General features: G+C 71.7%; 19 protein-coding genes and 1 riboswitch. Of the genes, 4 read left to right on the forward strand and 15 right to left on the reverse strand.

The annotated features are described in order from the left end of the window. Nucleotides 1-316: 316 nt before the first annotated feature. On the reverse strand, nt 317-1,591 hold the full coding sequence (gene glyA / locus ACFV9O_RS26380) for a serine hydroxymethyltransferase (protein WP_385421869.1): 1,275 nt from the start codon (nt 1,589-1,591) through the stop codon (nt 317-319). Nucleotides 1,592-1,688: 97 nt separating this feature from the next. Further along, nucleotides 1,689-1,779: riboswitch (ZMP/ZTP riboswitch) on the reverse strand. A 211-nt stretch (nt 1,780-1,990) separates the two neighbouring features. Between glyA and rocD the strand changes: the two genes are divergently transcribed. Next, nucleotides 1,991-3,199: an ornithine--oxo-acid transaminase gene (gene rocD, locus ACFV9O_RS26385; protein ID WP_385421872.1), complete on the forward strand. Its 1,209-nt coding sequence runs from the start codon at nt 1,991-1,993 to the stop codon at nt 3,197-3,199. Nucleotides 3,200-3,345: 146 nt separating this feature from the next. Here the strand turns inward: rocD and ACFV9O_RS26390 are convergent, their stop codons facing one another. Then, nucleotides 3,346-4,527, reverse strand: coding sequence for a glutathionylspermidine synthase family protein (locus ACFV9O_RS26390; protein WP_385421874.1), 1,182 nt, complete (start codon nt 4,525-4,527; stop codon nt 3,346-3,348). Nucleotides 4,528-4,547: 20 nt separating this feature from the next. Continuing rightward, the gene (locus ACFV9O_RS26395) at nt 4,548-4,832 is read right to left on the reverse strand and encodes a hypothetical protein (protein WP_385421877.1); all 285 of its coding nucleotides are present in this window, start codon (nt 4,830-4,832) and stop codon (nt 4,548-4,550) included. 133 nt (nt 4,833-4,965) lie between these two features. Here ACFV9O_RS26395 and ACFV9O_RS26400 point away from each other — a divergent pair, with 133 nt between their 5' ends. After that, nucleotides 4,966-5,865 carry a hypothetical protein gene (locus ACFV9O_RS26400; protein WP_385422005.1) on the forward strand — a complete coding sequence of 300 codons (900 nt, stop codon included), beginning with the start codon at nt 4,966-4,968 and terminating at the stop codon, nt 5,863-5,865. A 115-nt stretch (nt 5,866-5,980) separates the two neighbouring features. Here the strand turns inward: ACFV9O_RS26400 and ACFV9O_RS26405 are convergent, their stop codons facing one another. After that, a complete protein-coding gene (locus ACFV9O_RS26405; RefSeq protein ID WP_385421880.1) occupies nt 5,981-7,420 on the reverse strand; it encodes a PLP-dependent aminotransferase family protein in 1,440 nt (479 codons plus the stop codon). 47 nt (nt 7,421-7,467) lie between these two features. Between ACFV9O_RS26405 and ACFV9O_RS26410 the strand changes: the two genes are divergently transcribed. Together ACFV9O_RS26410 and ACFV9O_RS26415 are read left to right on the forward strand one after the other, a co-directional pair. Further along, nucleotides 7,468-7,965 (forward strand): carboxymuconolactone decarboxylase family protein, encoded by a 498-nt coding sequence (locus ACFV9O_RS26410; RefSeq protein ID WP_385421883.1) that lies wholly within the window; start codon nt 7,468-7,470, stop codon nt 7,963-7,965. 21 nt (nt 7,966-7,986) lie between these two features. Continuing rightward, on the forward strand, nt 7,987-8,703 hold the full coding sequence (locus ACFV9O_RS26415; protein WP_385421886.1) for an isocitrate lyase/phosphoenolpyruvate mutase family protein: 717 nt from the start codon (nt 7,987-7,989) through the stop codon (nt 8,701-8,703). Nucleotides 8,704-9,021: 318 nt separating this feature from the next. Here the strand turns inward: ACFV9O_RS26415 and ACFV9O_RS26420 are convergent, their stop codons facing one another. The 11 genes from ACFV9O_RS26420 to ACFV9O_RS26470 form a co-directional block, all read right to left on the reverse strand. After that, entirely contained in the window at nt 9,022-9,984 is a 963-nt protein-coding gene (locus ACFV9O_RS26420; RefSeq protein WP_385421889.1) for an ABC transporter substrate-binding protein, read from the reverse strand. Between the two features lie 61 nt (nt 9,985-10,045). Continuing rightward, complete coding sequence (locus tag ACFV9O_RS26425; RefSeq protein WP_385421892.1) at nt 10,046-12,013, reverse strand: ABC transporter permease; 1,968 nt, start codon at nt 12,011-12,013, stop codon at nt 10,046-10,048. A gap of 142 nt (nt 12,014-12,155) precedes the next feature. Continuing rightward, nucleotides 12,156-13,208: a glycine betaine/L-proline ABC transporter ATP-binding protein gene (locus tag ACFV9O_RS26430; RefSeq protein WP_385421895.1), complete on the reverse strand. Its 1,053-nt coding sequence runs from the start codon at nt 13,206-13,208 to the stop codon at nt 12,156-12,158. Beyond that, a complete protein-coding gene (locus tag ACFV9O_RS26435) occupies nt 13,205-14,788 on the reverse strand; it encodes a GMC family oxidoreductase (protein ID WP_385421898.1) in 1,584 nt (527 codons plus the stop codon). The genes ACFV9O_RS26430 and ACFV9O_RS26435 overlap by 4 nt, the downstream gene beginning before the upstream one ends. A 26-nt stretch (nt 14,789-14,814) precedes the next feature. Then, nucleotides 14,815-16,311 (reverse strand): aldehyde dehydrogenase family protein, encoded by a 1,497-nt coding sequence (locus ACFV9O_RS26440; protein WP_385421901.1) that lies wholly within the window; start codon nt 16,309-16,311, stop codon nt 14,815-14,817. 114 nt (nt 16,312-16,425) lie between these two features. Continuing rightward, complete coding sequence (locus tag ACFV9O_RS26445; RefSeq protein ID WP_385421904.1) at nt 16,426-16,620, reverse strand: hypothetical protein; 195 nt, start codon at nt 16,618-16,620, stop codon at nt 16,426-16,428. 360 nt (nt 16,621-16,980) lie between these two features. Continuing rightward, nucleotides 16,981-17,532, reverse strand: a complete 552-nt coding sequence (locus tag ACFV9O_RS26450; protein WP_385421907.1) for a SixA phosphatase family protein — start codon at nt 17,530-17,532, stop codon at nt 16,981-16,983. A 69-nt stretch (nt 17,533-17,601) separates the two neighbouring features. Beyond that, nucleotides 17,602-18,591, reverse strand: coding sequence for a malate dehydrogenase (locus ACFV9O_RS26455; RefSeq protein ID WP_385421910.1), 990 nt, complete (start codon nt 18,589-18,591; stop codon nt 17,602-17,604). 170 nt (nt 18,592-18,761) lie between these two features. Then, nucleotides 18,762-19,772, reverse strand: coding sequence for an XRE family transcriptional regulator (locus ACFV9O_RS26460; protein ID WP_385421913.1), 1,011 nt, complete (start codon nt 19,770-19,772; stop codon nt 18,762-18,764). Nucleotides 19,773-20,458: 686 nt separating this feature from the next. Then, the gene (locus ACFV9O_RS26465; RefSeq protein WP_385421916.1) at nt 20,459-21,679 is read right to left on the reverse strand and encodes an NADP-dependent isocitrate dehydrogenase; all 1,221 of its coding nucleotides are present in this window, start codon (nt 21,677-21,679) and stop codon (nt 20,459-20,461) included. Between the two features lie 169 nt (nt 21,680-21,848). After that, nucleotides 21,849-22,616: a DUF3017 domain-containing protein gene (locus ACFV9O_RS26470; protein WP_385421919.1), complete on the reverse strand. Its 768-nt coding sequence runs from the start codon at nt 22,614-22,616 to the stop codon at nt 21,849-21,851. Between the last annotated feature and the right edge of the window lie 3 nt (nt 22,617-22,619).

A 22,619-nucleotide genomic window follows, 5' to 3' on the forward strand; every position in this document is an offset into this window, starting at 1 on the left:
GACCGCCGTGATCTGGCACAACGACCACACCGGACAAGCCACCCTCCGCTCGCTCACGACGTACGATCACTGACCCCTTGGAATTGATCATCTAGCGGCCGTCCGGCGACGTACCGGTCGGGCAGGCTCGGCTGCCCGACCGGGCGGGCCTGGCGTTGGCCGAGTCCTGGACCAGCCGACCGAGCAGGCTCGGCTGCCCGCCGGGGCAGCGAGCCGCGGCCAGGTCACGAGGCCTGGGGCGCCCGCCCCGGCCGCCGGACGGGCCGGGGCCGGGGCGGGGCCGGGACGGGATCCCGGGGCGCGAACGCCCCGGGGGTCAGGCCGGGAGGCCCGGCGCCGGGAAGGAGGCCATCAGCTCGGCCACCTCGGCGCGGATGACGGCCAGGGCCTCCTCGTCCTCCGCTCGGGCAGCGGAGACGCCGCGGTCGATCCAGTCGGCGACGGCCGGCATGTGCTCCGTGGAGAGTCCACGGGAGGTGAGGGAGGGGGTACCGATACGGATGCCGGAGGGGTCGAAGGGCTTCCGGGTGTCGTAGGGGACGGTGTTGTAGTTGACGACGATTCCCGCGCGGTCCAGCGCCTTCGCCGCGACCTTGCCCGGGACGTCCTTGGGCGTGAGGTCCATCAGGATCAGATGGTTGTCGGTGCCGCCGGAGACCAGCTCGAAGCCGCGGGCCAGCAACTCTTCGGCGAGTGCCCCGGCGTTGGCGACGACCGCGTGCGCGTAGTCATGGAAGGAGGGCTGGGCCGCCTCGTGCAGGGCGACCGCGATGGCGGCGGTGGTCTGGTTGTGCGGGCCGCCCTGGAGGCCGGGGAAGACCGCCTTGTCGATGGCCTTCGCGTGCTCCTCGCGGCACATCAGCATCGCCCCGCGCGGGCCCCGCAGCGTCTTGTGCGTGGTCGTGGAGATCACGTCCGCGTGCGGCACCGGCGAGGGATGCGCGCCGCCCGCGATCAGGCCGGCGATGTGCGCGATGTCGGCGACCAGCACGGCTCCGGCCTCGCGGGCGATCTCCCCGAAGGCGGCGAAGTCGATGGTGCGGGGAAGGGCCGTACCGCCGCAGAAGATGATCTTCGGCCGCTCCTTGAGGGCCAGTTCGCGCACCTCGTCGAAGTCGACGAGGCCGGTGTCCTTGCGCACTCCGTACTGCACGCCGCGGAACCACTTGCCGGTCGCGGAGACGCCCCACCCGTGGGTGAGGTGGCCGCCCATCGGAAGGGCCATGCCCATCACGGTGTCGCCGGGCTCGGCGAAGGCGAGATAGACGGCGAGGTTGGCCGGGGAGCCGGAGTAGGGCTGGACGTTGGCGTGGTCGACGCCGAAGAGCGCCTTCGCGCGGGCGATGGCGAGCAGCTCGACCTGGTCGATGTTCTGCTGGCCCTCGTAGTAGCGGCGCCCGGGGTAGCCCTCGCTGTACTTGTTCTGCAGGACGGTGCCGGAGGCTTCGAGCACCGCCCGCGAGACGTAGTTCTCGCTGGGGATGAGCCGCAGCGTGTCCGCCTGCAGCCTCTCCTCGGCGCCGACGAGTGCGGCCAGCTCGGGGTCGGCGGCGGTGAGCGCGGGATGGTCGTGCTGGATGGGAAGGGTCATGGCGTCCTCCGGGGCGGGCAGTCGGTGTCCCCGAGGTGCGGCTGTGAGTCCCCCGCCGGAGGCAGGGGGCGGGCGGCACCCACGGGGGATTCTGGTCCCCGGGTGCCCAGGCGGGCGGCACCTCGTCGGTTCTGCCGCACACGGCTCCCCCGCGGTCCGTTCCGCGTACGCCAGTCGCCGTGCGTACCGCCCACACTACTCGCGGCGGCACCGGAGCCGGGCCACGGGCTCCCGAACCGCAGGGAAACGGGAAGCTCTCCGGCGAGTCGCTCCCGAGGCTCAATGTTTCTTCCCGCGGTAGCCGAGCGACGATAGAAAGGGGCACTACCCCGGCCCCGGTCCGGGCCCCAGCCGGCCCCCGGTCCGACCGACCCACGCCGCAGGACGAACGGAGACCCCGTGTCTGCTACGGAGAGAGCGATCGCCTCCGCGGAGGCGCACAGCGCCCACAACTACCACCCGCTGCCCGTCATGATCACCTCGGCGGAAGGCGCGTGGATGACGGACGTCGAGGGGCGCCGCTACCTCGACATGCTCGCCGGGTACTCGGCGCTCAACTTCGGCCACGGCAACCGGCGGCTCATCGATGCCGCGAAGGCCCAGCTGGAGCGCGTGACGCTGACGTCCAGGGCGTTCCACCACGACCGGTTCGCCGATTTCTGCACCCAGCTCGCCGAGCTGTGCGGCATGGAGATGGTGCTGCCCATGAACACCGGGGCGGAGGCGGTGGAGACCGCCGTCAAGACCGCCCGGAAGTGGGGGTACAAGGTCAAGGGCGTCCCGCCCGGCCAGGCGAAGATCGTCGTCGCGGCCAACAACTTCCACGGCCGCACGACCACGATCGTGAGCTTCTCCACCGATCCGGAGGCCCGCGCCGACTTCGGCCCGTACACGCCGGGCTTCGAGATCGTCCCGTACGGCGATCTGACCGCCCTGCACCGGGCGTGCAGCGCGAACACGGTGGCCGTGCTGCTGGAGCCGATCCAGGGCGAGGCCGGGGTCCTGGTGCCGCCGGCCGGCTATCTGGCCGGGGTGCGCGAGCTGACCCGCGAGCGGAACGTGCTGTTCATCGCGGACGAGATCCAGTCCGGCCTGGGCCGCACCGGCCGCACCTTCGCCTGTGAGCACGAGGGCGTCGTCCCCGACATGTACATCCTGGGCAAGGCGCTGGGCGGCGGTGTCGTCCCCGTCTCGGCGGTCGTCTCCTCGACCGAGGTGCTCGGGGTCTACCGGCCGGGTGAGCACGGCTCGACGTTCGGCGGCAATCCGCTGGCCTGTGCCGTCGCGCTGGAGGTCATCGCGATGCTGCGGACCGGCGAGTTCCAGCAGCGCGCCACGGAGCTGGGCGAGCACCTCCACCACGAGCTGGGCCTGCTGGTCGGCGGCGGCGCCGTCGAGGCGGTGCGCGGCCGCGGGCTGTGGGCCGGGATCGACATCGTCCCGTCGCACGGCACGGGCCGGGAGATCTCCGAGAAGCTGATGGACCGCGGTGTGCTGGCGAAGGACACGCACGGTTCGACGATCCGGATCGCCCCGCCGCTGGTGATCAGCAAGGAGGACCTGGACTGGGGCCTCGACCAGCTGCGCGCGGTGCTGGCCGGCGAGTGAGCCCGCGCGGGTGGTGGGCCGGTCCCCTGTGGGGCCGGTCCCATCACCCGCACCGGAACATGCCAGGACGTACCGGGACGTGCCGCGGACATGCCGGACGTGCCGGGACACGTGCCGGGTTCGCGTACGGGACCTCCGGGCCGCGCCTACAGGATCACGTGCGGCAGGAAGCGGGCGTACTCGTCCGTGACCAGCCCGGCCGACTCACGGATCCCCAGCCCCGCCGCCTCGTCCTCGACGACCCACGCACCGAGCACGACCCGGTTGCCGTCGAAGTCGGGCAGCGGCGCCAACTCCTGGTAGCAGCAGGCCTCTTCCCGGACGACCGGCTCCGCACCGGGCTCGTGGATCGTGACGCCGGCGCCCTCGCGACCCAGCAGCGGCTTGGCGACATAGCCGCTGGTGGCGGCGAGCTCGCGTGGGCCGTCGAGATACGCGGGCAGCAGGTTCGGGTGCCCGGGATACAGCTCCCACAGCACCGCGAGAAGTGCCTTGTTGGACAGCAGCATCTTCCATGCGGGCTCGATCCAGCAGGTGGTGCCGGTGCCGCCGCCGTTGTCCAGGGTGTCGAGGACGTACGGGCCGAAACGGTCCGTGGTCAGCCACTCCCACGGGTAGAGCTTGAAACAGCTGCGGATGAAGCGCAGCCGGTCGTCCACGAAGCGTCCCGAGAGCCGGTCCCAGCCGATCCGTTCGACCGACAGGGCCTCGGTGGTGAGCCCGGCCTGCTGAGCGGTTTCGCGCAGGTACGCGACCGTCATCAGGTCCTCGCCGAGTTCGTCCCCGTCGGAGTGCACGAAGTGCAACGGGCCGGGCGGCAGCAGCGGCGCCTGCCGCTTCCAGGCGTCGACGAGCCGCTCGTGCAGGGAGTTCCACTGGTCGGCGCCGGGGAAGCGTTCCTCCATCCAGAACCACTGGGGACTGGCCGCCTCCACGAGCGAGGTGGGGGTGTCGGCGTTGTACTCCAGCATCTTCGCCGGCCCGGTGCCGTCGTAGTGCAGGTCGAACCGCCCGTAGAGGGAGGGCAGTTCGGCGCGGCGCCGCCAGGATTCGGCGACCCGCCCGGCCAGCCGCCGATCGGTGATGCCGAGGTCCGCGAAGCGGTTGTACTCCACGATGTGCGCGGCCGCGGCCAGGCACATGGCGTGCAGCTCCTCGACGACCTCCTCGAGCGCCTCGACCTCGGGCAGCGAGAACTCGTAGTACGCGCTCTCGTCCCAGTACGGCCGCAGCGAGCCGTCCGGGTAACGGGTGAGCGGATAGATGAGCCCCTGTTCCTCGACCGTTTCCTGCCATCCGGGGCGGGGTTCTATGGTGTGACGCTTCATCGCTGTGTACGTGTCCCGGCTCAGCCGCCGCCGCTGCTGGACCCGCCGAAACCGCCGGTGTCCACGGCCGACTTGTCGTAGCTGCCGCCCGAGACCTTGCCGCTGCGGACGCTTCCGCCGTAGTAGTAGCGGCCGGAGGTGTGCCCGTCCCCGTCGTCGTCGCACTCGTAGTCGGGCAGGACTTCGTACGTCACGGGGTCGATGCACCGCTCGTCCGGCTCCGAGCCGCAGGACGTCAGCGTCGCCGCGAGCACCCCCATCCCGCCGAGCACCACTGTGCCCGACCTCAGCCTGCGCCGCGCCATCCTTCCGGCCTCCCCGTCCTTGTACACATCAAGCCAGTCAATGAACCGCCGCACACACTAGAGGGCCGCGCCACCCCGCCGTAAGCCCGGTCCACGAACCCTCCGCAACTAGAGTCGCTTTGTGTTCTTTGGGATGCTCTGCGCCATTGCCTCCGCGGTCTGCTATGGCCTGGCCACCGTCTTCCAGGCGGTCGCCGCCCGTGCCGTCGTCGAACCGACCGCGGCGTCCGGGGTGGACCCCGCGCTGTTCCTGCGCGCGGTGCGGCAGTGGCGGTATCTGGTCGGACTCGCCCTGGACGGCGCTGGGTTCGCGCTCCAGATCGTGGCCCTGCGGCTGATTCCGATCTACGCGGTGGGCGCGGCGCTCGCCGCGAGCCTGGCGGTGACGGCGGTGGCCGCGACGCGGGTGCTGTCGGTGCGGCTCAGCCGTACCGAATGGACCGCGGTCGGCGCGGTCTGCCTGGGCCTCGGGATGCTGGGCCTCGCCTCGGGCCCGGAGGGCGAGACGCCCGCGCCGCCCGAGCTGCAGTGGGTGCTGCTCGGCACCTCGGTCCTGGTCCTGCTGATCGGCGTGGCGGCGGGCCGGCTGCCGGGCCGCGCCCGGGCGCTGGTGCTGGGCATGGGCGCGGGCATCGGCTTCGGGGTGCCCGAGGTGGCGGTGCGGCTGCTGGACTCGGTGGACTTCACGAACCCGGCGCTGTACGCGCTGCTGCTCGGTGGGGCTGCGGCGTTCCTGCTGCTCACCTCGGCGTTCGCGCAGGGCTCGGTGACCACGGCGACGGCGGGGCTGGTGCTGACGGAGACCCTGATCCCCTCGGCGGTCGGGGTCGTCTGGCTCGGTGACCGCACGCGCGAGGGACTGGCGTGGCTCGCGATCACCGGGTTCGCGATCTCGGTCGCGGGCGCGCTGGCGCTGGCGCGTTTCGGCGAGCTCCCGGCGCCGGCGGCCGCGGGTCCGGCTCGACCGGATCCTGACGACCCTGCGACGCCCGAATCCGCCGAGGCGAACGGCGGCCCCCCGGCGCGGGGGTAGCCGCCTGCGGAGGGCCTCTCCCCTACCCGCCCCATGCGGCGGAGCCGCACATCGACACTGCGGGAAACGGTGGGGTGGGGAAAAGGCCCCGCGCAGCGGCCCCGCCCCCGCCCCCTCACGGCAGCACCCTGCACAAGGCATCCAGGGCCCCCGACCACGCGCTGTCCGGAGGCGTTCCGTAGCCCACGACGAGCGCGTCGCGGGCGGGCGGTGTCGAGGGGTGGCGGAAGCTCGAGAGGCCCTCCAGGGCGAGGCCCTGCCAGGCCGCTGCCTGGACGACCGTGCGTTCCGTGCCCGGGGGGAGTTCGAGGACCGCGTGCATGCCGGCCGCGATGCCGCTGACCCGGATGTCCGGGGCGCGTTCCGCGAGGGCCTCGACGAGCTGGTCGCGGCGGCGCCGGTAGCGCAGCCGCATGCTGCGTACATGGCGGTCGTACGCACCCGAGGCGATGAACTCCGCGAGCGTCAGCTGGTCCGGTGTCCCCGACGCCCAGTCCGTCTCGCCCTTCGCCGCCGCGACCTCCGTCACCAGCCCCTCGGGCAGCACCATCCAGCCCAGCCGCAGCCCGGGCGCCAGCGACTTGCTCGCCGTCCCCAGATAGACGACCCGGTCCGGGTCCAGGCCCTGCAGTGCGCCGACCGGCTGGCGGTCGTAGCGGAACTCCCCGTCGTAGTCGTCCTCCAGGATCAGCCCGCCCGCGCTCCGCGCCCAGTCGACGGCGGCGGCCCGCCGGTCGGGGTGGAGCGCGACGCCCATGGGGAACTGGTGCGCGGGCGTGAGCAGCACCGCGCCCACGCCCTTCATCCCGGGCCCGGCCAGCTCTTCGGTGCGCGTGCCGCGCTCGTCGAAGGGCAGCGCGGGCAGCCGCAGCCCCGCGTCCTTCAGCCGCTGCCAGTGCAGATCGAGCCCGTACGACTCGACCGCCACCTGCCGCACCCGGCGCCTGCGCAGCACGGTCGCGAGCAGCATCAGCCCGTGGACGTACCCGGAGCAGACGACGATGCGGTCCGGATCCGCGTACACACCACGGACCCGCGCGAGATAGTCCGCGAGGACGGTACGCAGCTCGATGCGCCCGCGCGTGTCGCTGTAGCCGAAGGCCTCGTTGGGGGCTGCGGTCAGCGCGCGCCGCGCCGCTTTCAGCCATTCGGCGCGCGGGAACGAGCCGAGGTCGGGCGAGCCGGCCATCAGGCTGTACGTGGGTCCGGGGCGCGCGGGACGTGCGGCCCGCGGCGCGCCGGGCGACGGCTTGCGCGGCGTGGCGCGGCGGGCGACGCGTGTGCCCGAGCCCTGGCGGGCGGTGAGCCAGCCCTCGGCGACGAGTTCGGCGTACGCGTCGGCGACGGTGTTGCGGGCGAGGCCCAGGTCCGCGGCGAGCGTACGGGACGACGGCAGCCTGGTGCCGGGGGCCAGCCGGCCGGTGCGTACGGCGTCGCGCAGTGCGTCCATGAGGCCCATACGCAGCCCGGATCCCCGCAGCTCGATATGGAGGTCGGCCCCGATGGTCGCCTCGGTCGCCTCGGCCGCCTTGGAAGTGGCCCATTCATCCGTCATGGAAATGGACCATACCGAGGCTCCATGTGCCCCGTACGGTCGTACCCATGACTACCAACGACACCACGTACAACCCGGAGCACACCCCCCGCCTGCAGTGGGCCGAGCACGCCCCCGAGGTCTACAAGGCCATGGTCAGGCTGGACGCGGCCGCCCGGCAGGGCCTCGACCCGGTGCTGCTGGAGCTGGTCAAGATCCGTGCCTCGCAGCTCAACCACTGCGCCTTCTGCCTCGACATGCACTCCAAGGACGCGCTCGCGGCTGGGGAATCGGTGGAACGGATCATCCAGCTGAGCGCCTGGGAGGAGTCGCAGCACTTCTACACGGCGAAGGAGATCGCCGCGCTCGAACTCACCGATGCGGTGACCGTGCTGACGGACGGATTCGTCCCGGACGAGGTGTACGAGAAGACCGCGAAGCACTTCGACGAGGCGGAGCTGGCCCAGCTCGTCGCCGCGATCACGGTGATCAACGCGTGGAACCGCTTCGGCGTCACCCACCGGCTGGCGCCGGGCCACTACACGCCGGGACAGTTCAAGCACTGAGAAGCGAAAGGCTGCACGCACATGTCAGTCACCGACTTCCGTGCCCTGCACCACGGCTGCGCCCCCGAGGACCCTCTGGTCCTGCCCGGCCCTTGGGACGCGGCGAGCGCTCGCGTCTTCGCCGACGCCGGCTTCCCGGCCCTCGCCACGCCCAGCGCGGGCGTGGCGGCGTCCCTCGGGTACGAGGACGGGGCGACGCCCGCCGACGAGATGTTCGCGGCGGTCGCCCGTATCGTCCGGGCCGTGGACGTCCCCGTCTCCGCGGACGTCGAGGCGGGCTACGGCCTCACCGCGAAGGAGCTGGTGGAGCGCGTCCTCGACACCGGCGCGGTGGGCATCAACCTGGAGGATTCGGGTCCCGGCGAGGTCCTCGTCGACCCGCCGCGCCAGGCGGAACGGCTCGCGGAGGTACGGGCCGAGGCGGGCGATGCGCTCTTCCTCAACGCGCGCGTCGACACCTTCATCCGCGGGGTCACCGAGCCGGAGGCGGCGATCGAGCGGGCGCTGCTGTACATCGCCGCCGGGGCCGACTGCGTGTACCTGATCGGGGCGCCGCCGGACGTCCTTCCGCGCCTCCGCGAGGCGCTCACGGGGCCCATCAACGTGGGCGAGTTCCCCGGCTCGCCCGAGATCCCCGAGCTGGGCCGCCTGGGCGCGACCCGCGTCACCTTCGGCCCGGGTCTGCTGCTGCGCACGCTGGAGTCCGTCCGCGAGCTGGCGGCCGGCCTGCGCGGCTGACCCGGTGGGCCTCGGGCGCCTGCGGCGGGCCTCTTCCCCACCCCGCCCCTTCCCGAACTGGGGGACCCCAGACCCCCGGCACGGCCTTCGGCCGTGTCCTCAAACGCCGGACGAGGCTGAAATGCTCAGCCTCGCCGGCGTTGGAGGCGCTGGGGGTACGCGGCCGGCGTCCCCGAAACGGGGTCTGGGGCAGGGGCCGAGGCAAGAGGGTCCAGGGCCGGCGCCCCGGTCCCGGTCCTGGTACGGGGGGTGCGCCCCGTGCCTACCGGGTACGGGGCGCACCCTGTGCCAACGGGGCACGGGGCCCGCAGGGCCCCGTCACTTCTTCGGGAGCCACGCCTTCCAGGTGGACTCGTTCGCCTTCACCCACTTCTCCGCCGCCGCCTCGGGCGACAGCTTCTGGTCGGCGATCATCAGCGCGACCTCGTTCTGCTGCTCGGTGGTCCACTTGAAGTTCTTCAGGAACTCGGCCGCCTCGCCGCCCTCCTTCGCGAAGTCCGCGTTGAAGTACTTCTGCAGCGGGGTGTTCGGGTACGCACAGGCGACCTTCTTCGGGTCGGCGTCGCAGCCTTCCTTGTACTCGGGGAGCTTGACCTCGACGAGGTCGACCTGGGCGTTGAGCCACTGCGGGGTCCACCAGTACGTCAGGAAGGGCTTCTTCTCCTTCGCGTACTTCTTGATCGCCGTGATCTGGGCGGCCTCGGAGCCCGAGTAGTTGGTCTTCAGGTCCAGCTTCAGATTGCTGATGATCGCGTCGTCATTGGTGACGTAGTCGGGCGAGCCCTCCAGCAGCTCGCCCTTGTCGCCGCTCTCCGCGGTTCTGAAGTCCTTGGCGTACTTGTCGAGGTTCTTCCAGTCCGTGACGTCGGGGTGCTGGTCGGCGAAGTACTTGGGCACGAACCATCCGATGTGCCCGGTGACGCCGAGGTCGCCGCCCTGGACGACGGTCTTCTTCGTCTCGACGTACTGCTTCTCCTCCTTGGGGTGGCCCCAGTCCTCGAGGATCGCGTCGACGTCGCCCTTGGACAGCGCGTCCCAGGCCAGCACCTCGCCCATCTGCTGGGTCTTGACGGTGTAGCCGAGCTCCTTCTCCAGGATGTGCTGGGCGACGGCCACGTTGGCCTGGGCGCCGACCCATGAGGGGACGGTCAGTTTCACGGTTTTCTTGCCGCCGACGTCGTTGCTCTTGCCGGTGTCGGCGGCGCCGCATGCGGTGAGGGAGAGGACGCCGAGGGCGCCCGCGACGGCGGCTGCGGTGCGGAGGGTACGGACGGTACGCATGGTGCTCCTGAGGATGTGAGGGGACGGGGCGGGGGGCGGACGGGTAAGGGAGTGAGCGGCGTCAGCGGGGCTTGCGCGCCGCAGGCTGGGTGATCCGGTCCAGGACGAGGCCGAGGCAGACGATCGCGACTCCGGCGGTCATCCCGATGCCCATCTCGCCGCGGGAGAGGCCCTTCACGACGTCGTACCCGAGCGCCCCGCCGCCGACGAGACCGCCGACGACGACCACGGCGAGCACGAGGACCACACCCTGGTTGACGGCGAGTTGCAGGGCCGGACGGGCCAGGGGCAGCTGTACCTGCAGGAGTTGCTGCCGGGTGGACGCGCCGAGCGAGCGGGAGGCCTCCAGCGCGGCCGGGTCGACCTCGCGCAGGCCCTGGGTGGTGATGCGGACGACGGCGGGCAGTGCGTAGACGACGGCCGCGACGATCGCCGCCGTACGCGTGGCGCCGAAGAGCGCGACGACCGGGATCAGATACACGAACTGCGGCATCGTCTGCATCGCGTCCAGCAGCGGCCGCAGCCACCGCTCCAATCGGCCTGCCCGCGCGCACAGCACGCCCGCGAGGAAGCCCAGCACCAGCGTGATCACCAGCGCCGCGAGCACCTGCGAGAGCGTGTCCAGGGACTTCGCCCAGACACCGAGCACCCCGATCGCGCCCATCGCGGCGGTCGCCGTGAGCGCGGCGGTCCAGTTCCCGACGAGCCAGGCCACGGCGGCGACGAGCAGCAGCACCGACCACCACGGCAGCCAGATCAGGGTGTCCCGCAGCGGGTTGAGGATCCACAGCGTGAACTCCCGCGCCCAGGCCTCCATGAACGACAGGTTCTCGGTGATCCACTCCTGCGCCTTGTTGACCGGCGTCGAGATGTCGTACGTCCACGCGTCGGGCCATCCCGTGGTGCGTACGGCGGTCGCGGCACCGACCGCCACCAGCACCAGCGCCCAGGCCCGGCCACCGTGCAGCCAGCTCCCGGCCCGCGGCGGCACGCCGCCGATACGGTCGCCGGCGGCCGCGGTCGTACGGTCCAGCCAGATCGCGATCAGCACGATCGGGACGCCTGCGGCGAACGCCTTGCCGACGTCCGTCGTCGACAGCGCCGAGTACACCTCCTCGCCCAGACCGCCGGCCCCGACGAGGGCCGCGATGACGACCATCGACAGCGCCATCATGATCGTCTGGTTGAGGCCGAGGAGCATCTGCCGACGGGCCAGCGGCAGCCTGGCCGTCCACAGCCGCTGCCAGCCGCTCGCGCCGAGCGACGCGGAGGCCTCCAGCGCGGCCGGGTCGGCGCCGCGCAGGCCGAGCGCGGTGAGGCGGGCCATCGGCGGGGCCGCGTAGATCACCGTGCAGAAGAGCGCGGCCGGCGTGCCGGTGCCGAAGACCAGCACGAACGGCAGGAGATACGCGAACGCCGGCAGCACCTGCATCGTGTCGAGCACCGGCCGCAGCGCCCGGTCCACACGGTCGGAGACTCCGGCCAGGAGCCCGATCAGGGCGCCCAGCACCGCGGCGACGGCCACGGAGACCACCATCAGCGCAATGGTGATCAGGGTGGCGTCCCACATCCCGAGCAGGCCGCACACGGCGAAAGCCCCGAGCGCGGTGAGCGCGACGCGCGCCCCGCGCAGCCCGAGCCCGGCGGCCCGCCAGGCGGTCAGAACCCCCGCGGCGAGGACCCCGAGCCAGCCGAGCGCGTCGAGCAGCTGGTAGACGGCGTCGACCGCCTCGGTCGCCGTGTTGGACAGATGCAGCAGGAAGTAGAGGAAGAGGGGGTGGGTGTCGCGGTTGTCGACGACCCAGGCGTTGGCGTCGTCGAGCGGCTGCGAGACGTCAACGGTCAGCCCGGAGGGCCAGCCTCCGCCGCCGAGCAGGGCGATGCCGAGTGCGACGAGCACGGCGACGGCTGCGGCACCCGCGATCAGGCCGCGGCGCCGTCGTACGACGTCCCACAGCCCGCGGCCCGGCCCCTGGGGCCCGCCCACGGCCCCGCGGGTCTTGGCCAGTGCGTCCATGGTGGCGGTCATCGGCACCACCGCCACGGCTGCGGCAAGGTTTTCGCCGGGGGCAGGCCCCCGGCACCCCGGGGTGTACCCGGTACCGCCAGGTGGGCCCGCATGTCCGCTCTCGAACGCCGGGCGGGCTCCCGTGGAGCCCGAGCGTCGTGCCTCACGCGGCCACCTCCCCCACCGACAGCCCCGCCACCACCGCGAGCAGCGCCGCCTGGTCGACGACGCCCACGCAGCGGCCGTTGTCCATGACCCGGGCCGGGAGTCCGGCCCGGGCGACGGCCTCGATCGCCTCGGCGACCGTGGCGCCGGGCGCGACGGCCGGGCCCGATACGCCCTCGTCCGCGTCCACCGGGTGGCGCATCGCCGTGCGGACGGTCATGACCTGTTCGCGCGGGACGTCGCGGACGAAGTCCCGTACGTAGTCGTCGGCCGGCGAGCCGACGATCTCCTCGGGTGTGCCGAGCTGCACGATCCGCCCGTCGCGCATCAGCGCGATCCGGTCGCCGAGGCGCAGCGCCTCGCCCAGGTCGTGGGTGATGAAGACCATCGTGCGGCCCTCCTCGCGGTGCAGCCGCACGACCTCGTCCTGCATGTCGCGGCGGATCAGCGGGTCGAGCGCGCTGAACGGCTCGTCGAAGAGCAGCACTTCGGGATCGACGGCGAGCGCCCGCGCCAGCCCGACGCGCTGCTGCTGACCGCCGGAGAGCTGACCGGGGCGGCGGTGTTCGAGACCTTCCAGGCCGACCTTCGCGACGACCTCCGCCGCCCTGGCGCGCCGCTGGGAACGGCCCATGCCCTGGATCTCCAGCCCGTACGCGACGTTGTCGAGCACCGACCGGTGGGGCAGCAGCCCGAAGTGCTGGAAGACCATGGACGCGCGGTGCCGGCGCAGTGCGCGCAGGCGCGACGTGTCCATCGACAGCACGTCCTCGCCGTCGATCGCGATCGACCCGGACGTCGGTTCGATCAACCGGGTCAGGCATCGTACGAGCGTCGACTTGCCGGAGCCGGACAGGCCCATGACGACGAAGACCTCCCCGCGATGGACGTCGAAGCTGACGTCCCTTACGGCCGCGGTGCAGCCGGTGCGCTCGCGCAGCTCGGTGGGGCTCAGCGCACCGAGCTCGGCGGATCCGGGCACCCGCCCGGCGCGCGGCCCGAAGACCTTCCACAATTCACGTACGGCAAAGACCGGCGGCTTGGTCGTCATCGGGTCTCACTCCCCGTCTGCTCCTGCTTCGGCGCCTGCGACTGCGACTGCGACTGCAGCAGTTCCGCGCATTTCTCGCCGACCATCAGCACACCGATCATCGGGTTCACGGCGGGCATGGTCGGGAAGACGGACGCGTCGGCGATACGGACTCCGTCGAGTCCCCGAACCCTCAGGTCCGGGGACACCACGGCAAGTTCATCGGTGGAAGCACCCATTCGGCAGGTGCCGGCGGGGTGGTAGACGGTGTGCGCGACCTTGCGTGCGTACGCGCTCAGTTCCTCGTCGCCCGTCACCTCGGGCCCCGGGCACACCTCCCGCTTGAGCCACTCGGCGAGCGGCGTGGTCTTCGCGATCTCGCGCGCGAGGCGGATGCCGTCGACGAGGGTGCGGCCGTCGTAGTCGTCCTCGTCCGTGAAGTAGCGGAAGTCGAGGGCGGGCTTGACCTCGGGGTCGGCGCTGGTGAGGTAGAGCCGGCCGCGGCTGCGCGGCTTCGGGATGTTCGGGGTCATCGACACGCCGTGCGGCGGGCGTTCGTAGCCGAGCCGCTCCGGATTGTCGGTGAACGGTATCTGGTAGAAGTGGAACATCAGGTCGGGGCCCCGGTGCTCGGGATCCCGGCGTACGAAGAGCCCGGCGTCGGAGTCCATCGCCGAGTTCTCGGGTATCGGCCCGTGGGTCTCCCAGACGATCACCGACTCGGGGTGGTCGAGGAGGTTCTCGCCGACGCCCGGCAGGTCGTGGACGACGGGGATGCCGAGGGCCTCCAGATCGGCCTTGGGCCCGATGCCGGAGTGCAGGAGCAGCCGCGGCGTGTCGACGGCGCCTGCACAGACGACGACTTCGCGCCGTGCCCGTACGACCAGTTCCGTCCCGTCCTTCGTCCTCACCTGGACACCGGTCGCACGCCGGCCGGCGTCCAGCTCCAGCCGGTACGCCCAGGTCTCCAGCATCAGCGTGAGGTTCGGCCGGTCGTCCATCACCGGGTGGAGGTAGGCGACGGACGCCGACGACCGCTTGTTGTTCTCCGGGTGGTACGCGAGATCGAAGAAGCCGACGCCCTCGTGGAAGGGCTTCCTGTTGAAGCCCTCGACCCGCGGGACGCCGAGCGCCGCCTGGGCGGCGCCGACGAAGTCGCGGGCGATGGCGTTACGGTCCGCCTCGTCGACCGGCACGATGTGGTTGAGCAGGCGCCCGAAGTACGGGTCCATGGCGGCGGCGTCCCAGCCGTCGGCCCCGGCCTGCGCCCACTCGTCCCAGTCGGACGGCAGCGGCTTGAAGGCGATGAGGGTGTTGTGGGAGGAGCAGCCGCCGAGGACGCGGGCGCGGCTGTGCCGGATGTGGGAGTTGCCGCGGGGCTGTTCGGTGGTGGGGTAGTCGTAGTCGAGCTCGCCGCCGAGGAGTCCCATCCAGCGGCGCAGCGTGAGGACGTCCTCCCGGTCGATGTCGCTCGGGCCGCCCTCGATGACGGCGACGGTGACCTCCGGGTTCTCGGTGAGGCGGGAGGCGATCACCGATCCTGCGGTGCCGCCCCCGACGACGACATAGTCGTACTCGGTCTCGTACGCGTGCTTGGTCATGCTCGTGGTGCTCCTGCTCCCCGTGTTCAGCCCGCGAACCAGCGCACGGGGCGCGGGGCGAGGTTCTGATAGATGTGCTTGGTCTCGCGGTACTCGGCGAGGCCGGCGGGCCCCAGCTCGCGCCCGACGCCCGACCTGCCGAAACCGCCCCACTCCGCCTGCGGGAGATAGGGGTGGTAGTCGTTGATCCACACGGTTCCGTGCCGCAGCCGCCCGGCGACGCGCCGGGCCCGTCCCGGGTCGCCGCTCCAGACGGCGCCCGCGAGCCCGTACTCGGTGTCGTTGGCGAGGGCGACGGCCTCGTCCTCCGTACGGAACGTCTCGACGGTCAGGACCGGTCCGAAGACCTCCTCGCGGACGACGCGCATGTGGCGTCGGCACCGGTCGAGGACGGTGGGCCGGTAGAAGTACCCCGCGTGGTCGGGCCCGTCGGGACGGGTGCCGCCCGCCCGCAGCACGGCGCCCTCCGCCAGCGCGGAGGCGACGTACTCCTCGGTCTTCGCCAGCTGCTCCGCGGAGACGAGCGGGCCGCATTCGACGCCCTTGCCGGTGCCGCGGCCGAGGCGGATCTTCTCGGCGCGGCGGGCGAGTTCGGCGACGAAGCGCTCGCGCAGGGGCTCCTCGACGATGAGGCGGGAGCCGGCGGAGCAGACCTGGCCGCTGTGGATGAAGGCGGCGTTCAGCGCCTGGTCGACGGCGGTGTCGAACCCTTCGTCCGTGGCGCACGCGTCGGCGAAGACGACGTTGGGGTTCTTGCCGCCGAGCTCCAGGGCCACCTTCTTCACGGTGTCGGCCGCGGCGCGCATCACCTTCGTACCGCTGGCCAGTCCGCCGGTGAACGACACGAGGCCGACGTCCGGGTGCTCGGCGAGGCGTGCCCCGACGGAGTGGCCGGGGCCGGTGACGACGTTGGCGACGCCGTCCGGGAGACCGGCTTCGGTCAGCAGCCGGACCAGGGCGACGGTGGTGAGCGGGGTGATCTCGCTGGGCTTGATCACGAAGGTGTTGCCCGCGGCGAGGGCCGGGGCGATCTTCCAGCTCGCCTGCAGCAGGGGGTAGTTCCACGGGGTGATGAGCGCGCAGACGCCGACGGGTTCGTGCACGACGACGCTGTGGATGTCACTCGATCCGGCGTCGACGACGCGCCCGTTCTCGTTCACGACCAGATCGGCGAAGTACGTGAACGCGTCGGCGACACAGTCGACGTCGACGCGCCCCTCCTCCAGCGTCTTGCCCGCGTCCCGGCTCTCCAGCAGCCCGAGCTCCTCGCGGTCCCGCCGGAGCAGCCCGGCGACGCGTCGGAGCAGCGCGGCCCGCTCGGCCACGGGCGTGCGGGGCCACTCCCCCCGGCCCCCGTCGAACGCCCGGCGTGCGGCGTCGATCGCGGCGTCGGCGTCCTCGGCCCCGCCCTCCGCCACGACCGCGAATGCGGTGGCGTCGACGGGGTCGAGGATCTCTCGCGTGGCCCCGGAGGCGGATGCTCGCCACTCTCCGCCCACGTGGATGGTCAGTTGTGCCGACACGTCGCGTTTGGCCTTCCGTTCCCGTTACGTTCCCCACCAGTGACAACCGGTGATCGTGAGGCCTGCCCCGGAGGGTGGAAAGCATGCGCGACGCGTCGTCGGAAGTGGCCTGACTCACTCCTGGCCGGGTTCGCCGGCGAACTCGTCGCCGGGTTCGTCCTGCACGCGCAGGCCGGCCGCCCACAGGGGCATCAGCCAGTGCACGACGTCCGAGCAGTCGTGGCTGCGGGGCCGGGCGAACCCCGGCTTCCAGGGGATGCGGGCCGTCGCCGCATCGGAGGGACTCCGCGCGCACGCGACGGCGAACACGGGCGGGGAACCACATGCCGGCTCTGCGCCGCCCACCGAACGTCGCAAGGGCCCGCGCCGGCGTCGGCATCACCCGCACCACCCGGCGGAAGCGGATCAGCGCGTCCCGGACCGCCGCCCGACCGCCTCTTGAACTTCGGACAAATCGGGTAGATACTGATATTTACACCAGAGGACCAGAGACGAGCCACACGCGTCGGAGGAGACGTCCGAAGATACGCGTGACCATCCCTCGGCTCTGGCTAGGCCCCCGGCAGAAGGCACGAGGACCGGTGTTCCAGCGACGACCGGGACATACGGGAATCGAGGCGGACTACCGGGGACTGCTTTGTGTCCGGCCCTCCGTGCCCCGCCCCCGCCCTACGTGTCCGGGTCCCGCTTCGGGCCCCTGGCGACGACGAAGGCCGCCAGCCGGCCCGTGCCGGGAGCGAGCGCCGGCCAGCCGCCGTGGAGGTCGAGCACCGCGAAGGCGGACGTCGGGAACTTCTCGGTCATCCGGGCGAGCGCGTCGCCCTCGGCCTCGGCGGTGAGTGCGCCCGCGAGGTCCTCCATGCCCGGGTTGTGGCCGACCAGCAGGGCCGTTCCCACCTCCGCCGGGACCTCCCGCAGCACGTCGATGAGCTCGGCCGGATCCGCCCCGTACACCCGCTCGTCGTAACGGACCGGCACCTCCGCGCCCAGTGCGCCGGCCGCGAGCTCCCAGGTCTCGCGGGCCCGCCGGGCGGTCGAGCAGATCACCAGGTCGGGGACGAACGTCATCTCGCGCAGCAGCCGGCCGGCGACGGGAGCGTCCCGGCGGCCGCGCGGCGCGAGATGGCGCTCATGGTCAGCGACGTCGTCCGGCCACGCGGACTTTGCGTGCCGCAGCAGCACCAGACGGGCCGCGGCGGCGGCTCCTCGCTCGTCGTTCATGGGCCCAGGTTCGCAGAGAGCACTGTGGGGCGCTACGCAGCTGCGCAGCGCCCCACAGTGACGTACGTACTAGATGAGGCCGAGGCTGCGGACCGCCTCGCGCTCCTCCTCGAGCTCCGCGACCGACGTGTCGATGCGGGTGCGGGAGAACTCGTTGATGTCCAGGCCCTGGACGATCTCGTACTTGCCGTCCTTGCAGATGACGGGGAAGGAGGAGATCAGGCCTTCCGCGACGCCGTAGGAGCCGTCCGACGGGATGCCCATGGAGGTCCAGTCGCCCTCGGCGGTGCCGTTGACCCAGGTGTGGATGTGGTCGATCGCGGCGTTCGCGGCGGAGGCCGCCGAGGACGCGCCACGGGCCTCGATGATCGCGGCGCCGCGCTTGGCGACGGTCGGGATGAACTCCTCGGCCAGCCACTTCTGGTCGTTGACGACCTCGGCGGCGTTCTTACCGGCGATCTCCGCGTGGAAGATGTCCGGGTACTGGGTCGCGGAGTGGTTGCCCCAGATGGTGAGGCGCTTGATGTCGGTGACGGGGGCACCGGTCTTCTTCGCCAGCTGCGAGATCGCGCGGTTGTGGTCGAGGCGGGTCATCGCGGTGAAGCGCTCGGCCGGTACGTCCGGGGCCGCGGCCTGCGCGATGAGCGCGTTGGTGTTGGCCGGGTTGCCGACGACGAGGACCTTGATGTCGTCCGCGGCGTGGTCGTTGATCGCCTTGCCCTGCGGCTTGAAGATGCCGCCGTTGGCGGAGAGCAGGTCGCCGCGCTCCATGCCCTTCGTGCGCGGGCGGGCGCCGACGAGCAGCGCGACGTTGGCGCCGTCGAAGGCGACGTTCGGGTCGTCGGTGATCTCGATGCCCTGGAGCAGCGGGAAGGCGCAGTCGTCGAGCTCCATGGCGGTGCCCTCGGCGGCCTTCAGGCCCTGCGGGATCTCCAGAAGGCGGAGCTTGACCGGCACATCCGCGCCGAGCAGGTGGCCGGAAGCGATGCGGAAGAGCAGCGCGTAGCCGATCTGGCCGGCCGCGCCGGTGACGGTGACATTCACGGGAGTGCGGGTCATGGCGATCTCCGTAAGACAGCTGGCGGTGGGGGTCCCTGCCCCTGGTGCTGGATATCTCCACCGTACTGACTGATCGATCTCTCGACGTGAAGAGATATCCAGCGGTCAGGCTATCGGACGGGGACCCTTGTGGCCCGCCACCCCCTTGTGGCCCGGCTCACTGGAGCGTCTCACTGCTCCTTCGTGCAGCTCTTCGTTCCCGTCGTGAGCGTGGCGCACGCCGTGGCGTCGGACGCCGCCTTCACCGCGACCATGGGCGTGTACGCGTCCTTGTCCGCGTTCACCAGGCCGTTCTGGCTCGCGTCGCCCGCCGTGATCGACACCTTGTCGCCCGGTGCGGCCTGGGTGATACGGGCCCATGCGGCCGCGCACGTCTTGCTGTAGCGCACCTCGACGAGGGCCGTGCCGACCTTCACCCGGGACGTCGTCGTGGCGAACTGGCCGCCGCAGCCCATGTTCTCCGGGTCCTGACCGGCGCAGTCGGCGCCGGAACACTTCACCCCGGCGGGCAGCTGCGGCTCACTGGTGGTGGGCGCCGCGGTCGGCGACTGGGCCACGTTCTTGCCGCCGTCCTCGTCACCGCCTCCTCCGCCGAGATCGGTGAACAGCACGGCCGCCGCGATGACCAGCAGCGCGCCGACGACGCCCGCGAGGAACATCGTCACCTTGCGCCGCCCGCGCCCCTGGTCCGGGGACGCCGGGGCTGCGGGGCCGCCGGTGTGGGTGTGCGGCGGCGGTACGGAGCCGCCACCGCCCTGCGCGGGAACGTACGCCGAGCGGCCCTGGCCCGTCGGCGGCGCGGCGGTCCGCGACGCCCCGGAAGCCGGGGCGGTCGGCCCACCGAACTCCCCGAGTGCCGCCCGCGCCTGGGAGATCCGGATGGCCTCCATGGTCATGTCGTGGCGCATCTCGGAGCGGCTCCAGGCGCGCTCCGCGAGCTCCCACATGGTGGTGAGGTGGACCGGGTTGGTCCCCGTCACCTCGGCGAGTGCGACGATCGCGCCCTTGGGTGCGAGCAGCCGCACGTTCAGATAGCGCTCCCACGACGTCTTGCTGTAGCCGGTGCGGTCCGCGACGGCAGCGATGCTCAGCCCGCTGCGGTCGACGAGCCGGCGCAGCTGGCCGGCGAACTCCCTGACCTGTGGGTCGAGCTCTTCCGGTAGCGCCTTCCAACGAGGCATTGCCTCCCCCTTGTCCCCCCGAACGTGCCTGATGTGCCCCCGCTCCCCCTGCGCCCTGAGGGCGTGGGGGATCCCCCGTGGTGCCCCCGCCACACCCTCGGACGCCCTGCCCGACTCGTCCGTGCGGCAGACGACCGGGGTGGACTACCCAAGGGGATGCGCGGAGCCAGGATGACAGTTCCTGAGCGCGGGGCGCACGGGGGCATTCGGTGGCCGACGGCGCGCCCCCGCGCACACCCTGCCCCGAAGCCCGCCCCAGTTTCGCATCCGTTGCCCGACGATCACACCATGGCGGAACCGTCACTTCCGTGACACAGGCCCCGGATGCCCCTTGAACCCGTTTGGCGCGTGCATGACGCTGTTGCCCAGGGCGGCGCCCGTCCTCCCTCGGGGGAGAGGACGGGCGCCGTCAATCCAGGTCAGGGGGTCGGCAAGGCGTGGCGAGGCGTCGTACGGGCGCCGCCAGGACGCGCTTCCCGACTCCCCTGGCAGGTACGGGGGTTGGCGCAGAAGAGTCGTTGCCACGACGCCGGGCGACAGCACCCGGCGGCACCACGGCCTGCACGTGCGGCTCAGACTGGTGCGACCCGCCGAGGGGCCGGCCCGCACCGACCCGCTGCCGCACCGCAGTGCCCCGTTCTCCACCCCACCCGGGAGGACGGGGCACCGTCACGCGCTCGCCGGGATCAGGCGGACGCCATCTTCTTCTGCAGGTTGGTGTCCAGGACGTCGAGGAACTGCTCCGTGGTCAGCCACGGCTGGTCCTTGGAGATCAGCACTGCCAGGTCCTTGGTCATGTGGCCGCCCTCGACGGTCTCGACGCACACCTGCTCCAGGGTCTCCGCGAACCGGGTGACCTCGGGGGTGCCGTCCAGCTTGCCGCGATGGGCGAGGCCGCGCGTCCAGGCGAAGATCGAGGCGATGGGGTTGGTCGAGGTCGGCTTGCCCTGCTGGTGCTGTCGGTAGTGGCGGGTGACCGTGCCGTGCGCGGCCTCGGCCTCGACCGTACGGCCGTCGGGGGACATGAGGACCGAGGTCATCAGGCCGAGCGAGCCGAAGCCCTGGGCCACGATGTCGGACTGGACGTCACCGTCGTAGTTCTTGCATGCCCAGACGTAGCCGCCCTCCCACTTGAGGGCCGAGGCGACCATGTCGTCGATGAGGCGGTGCTCGTACGTGAGCCCCTTGGCGTCGAACTCGGCCTTGAACTCGCTGTCGAAGACCTCCTGGAAGATGTCCTTGAAGCGACCGTCGTACTTCTTCAGGATCGTGTTCTTCGTGGACATGTAGACCGGGAAGTCACGGGCCAGGCCGTAGCGGAACGAGGCGCGCGCGAAGTCGCGGATCGACGCGTCCAGGTTGTACATCGACAGCGCGACGCCGGCACCGGGGAACTCGTACACCTCGAGCTCGAGCGGCTCGGAGCCGTCCTTCGGGGTGAAGGTCATGGTGAGGGTGCCCGCGCCCGGGACCTTCAGGTCGGTGGCGCGGTACTGGTCGCCGAAGGCGTGACGGCCGACGACGATCGGCTTGGTCCAACCCGGGACCAGACGCGGCACGTTCTCCATGATGATCGGCTCGCGGAAGATCACTCCGCCGAGGATGTTGCGGATGGTGCCGTTGGGCGAGCGGTACATCGCCTTGAGCTTGAACTCCTCGACCCGCGCCTCGTCCGGCGTGATCGTCGCGCACTTCACGCCGACGCCGTACTCCTTGATGGCGTTGGCGGCGTCGACCGTCACCTGGTCGCCGGTGGCGTCACGGTGCTCGATGCCCAGGTCGAAGTACCTCAGCTCGATATCGAGGTACGGCAGGATCAGCTTGTCCTTGATGAACTGCCAGATGATGCGGGTCATCTCGTCGCCGTCGAGCTCGACGACGGGGTTGGCTACCTTGATCTTGGCCATGAGGTCGAACATCCCTCTCACGCTCGGGCGATTCGGCGTGTCGGTCGGTCCGCGCATCGCGCAGTGCAGCCGGGCAGCCGGACTCGTCGATTTATCTCGACATCAAGATACTTGACGTCGCGATGAATCGGGAGACCTCTCCGCGCATGCGTAACGCGTGAAACGTGACCTAACGGACAGTGAAACGGACCACTTCCTCCAGGAACGGAATCTTCAGCCAGGGCCGTGGCTGGACCATGAGGGCGAGCAGCACGATCACGGTGCCGAGCAGGCCGTACGTCACCATGTCGGTGAACCGCGAGCGCACCGCCAGCATGCCCACGGAAGGCAGCCACCGGCGCAGCGCCGCGCCGGTGAGCAGAGCGACACCGACGAGGATCGTGCCGATCCGGAACGCCTGGGGGAACGGATCCGTGCCGACGATCAGCAGCCCGAGCGCCGCGAGCCCGATCACGGTGAGCAGCGGCCACTGACGGGCCGGGGCGGGGGCGTCGCCGGGCGCGGCGCGGCCGCCGCCTTCGGGGCGGGCGGTGTCGCGGGTGACGGTGGGCGGGCGCCGCGACTTGCCTGCGCCTGCGCCTGTACCTGCGCCTGTGCCTACCCCTGCGCCTGGGGTACGGGGCGCTTCGCCGGGCCCGTCGGCGTCGGGCTCAGGTGCGTGCCCGGCCGCGTGCGCGCCGGTGGGGGCTTCGGTACCCGCGTCGGGCTCGGCCCCGTTGCGGGAGGCGGCACCGGCCGCGCCCGGCCGGCCGGTGGTCCGCCCGGCCTGTCCGTTGGCGCGCCCGCCGGCCTGTCCGTTGGCGCGCGCCCTCTCCCGGCCGTTCACCCGCTCCGGCTCGGCGCCGTTCGACGCTGCCAGGCCGTCGGCCGGACGCGCGCCGTCGGCGGTGTCGGAGTCGTGGTCCGGGGTGTCCGGCCCCGGTGTGGGCTCGCCCATGTC

The sequence above is a fragment of the Streptomyces sp. NPDC059909 genome, from assembly GCF_042730885.1.
Lineage (GTDB): Bacteria > Actinomycetota > Actinomycetes > Streptomycetales > Streptomycetaceae > Streptomyces.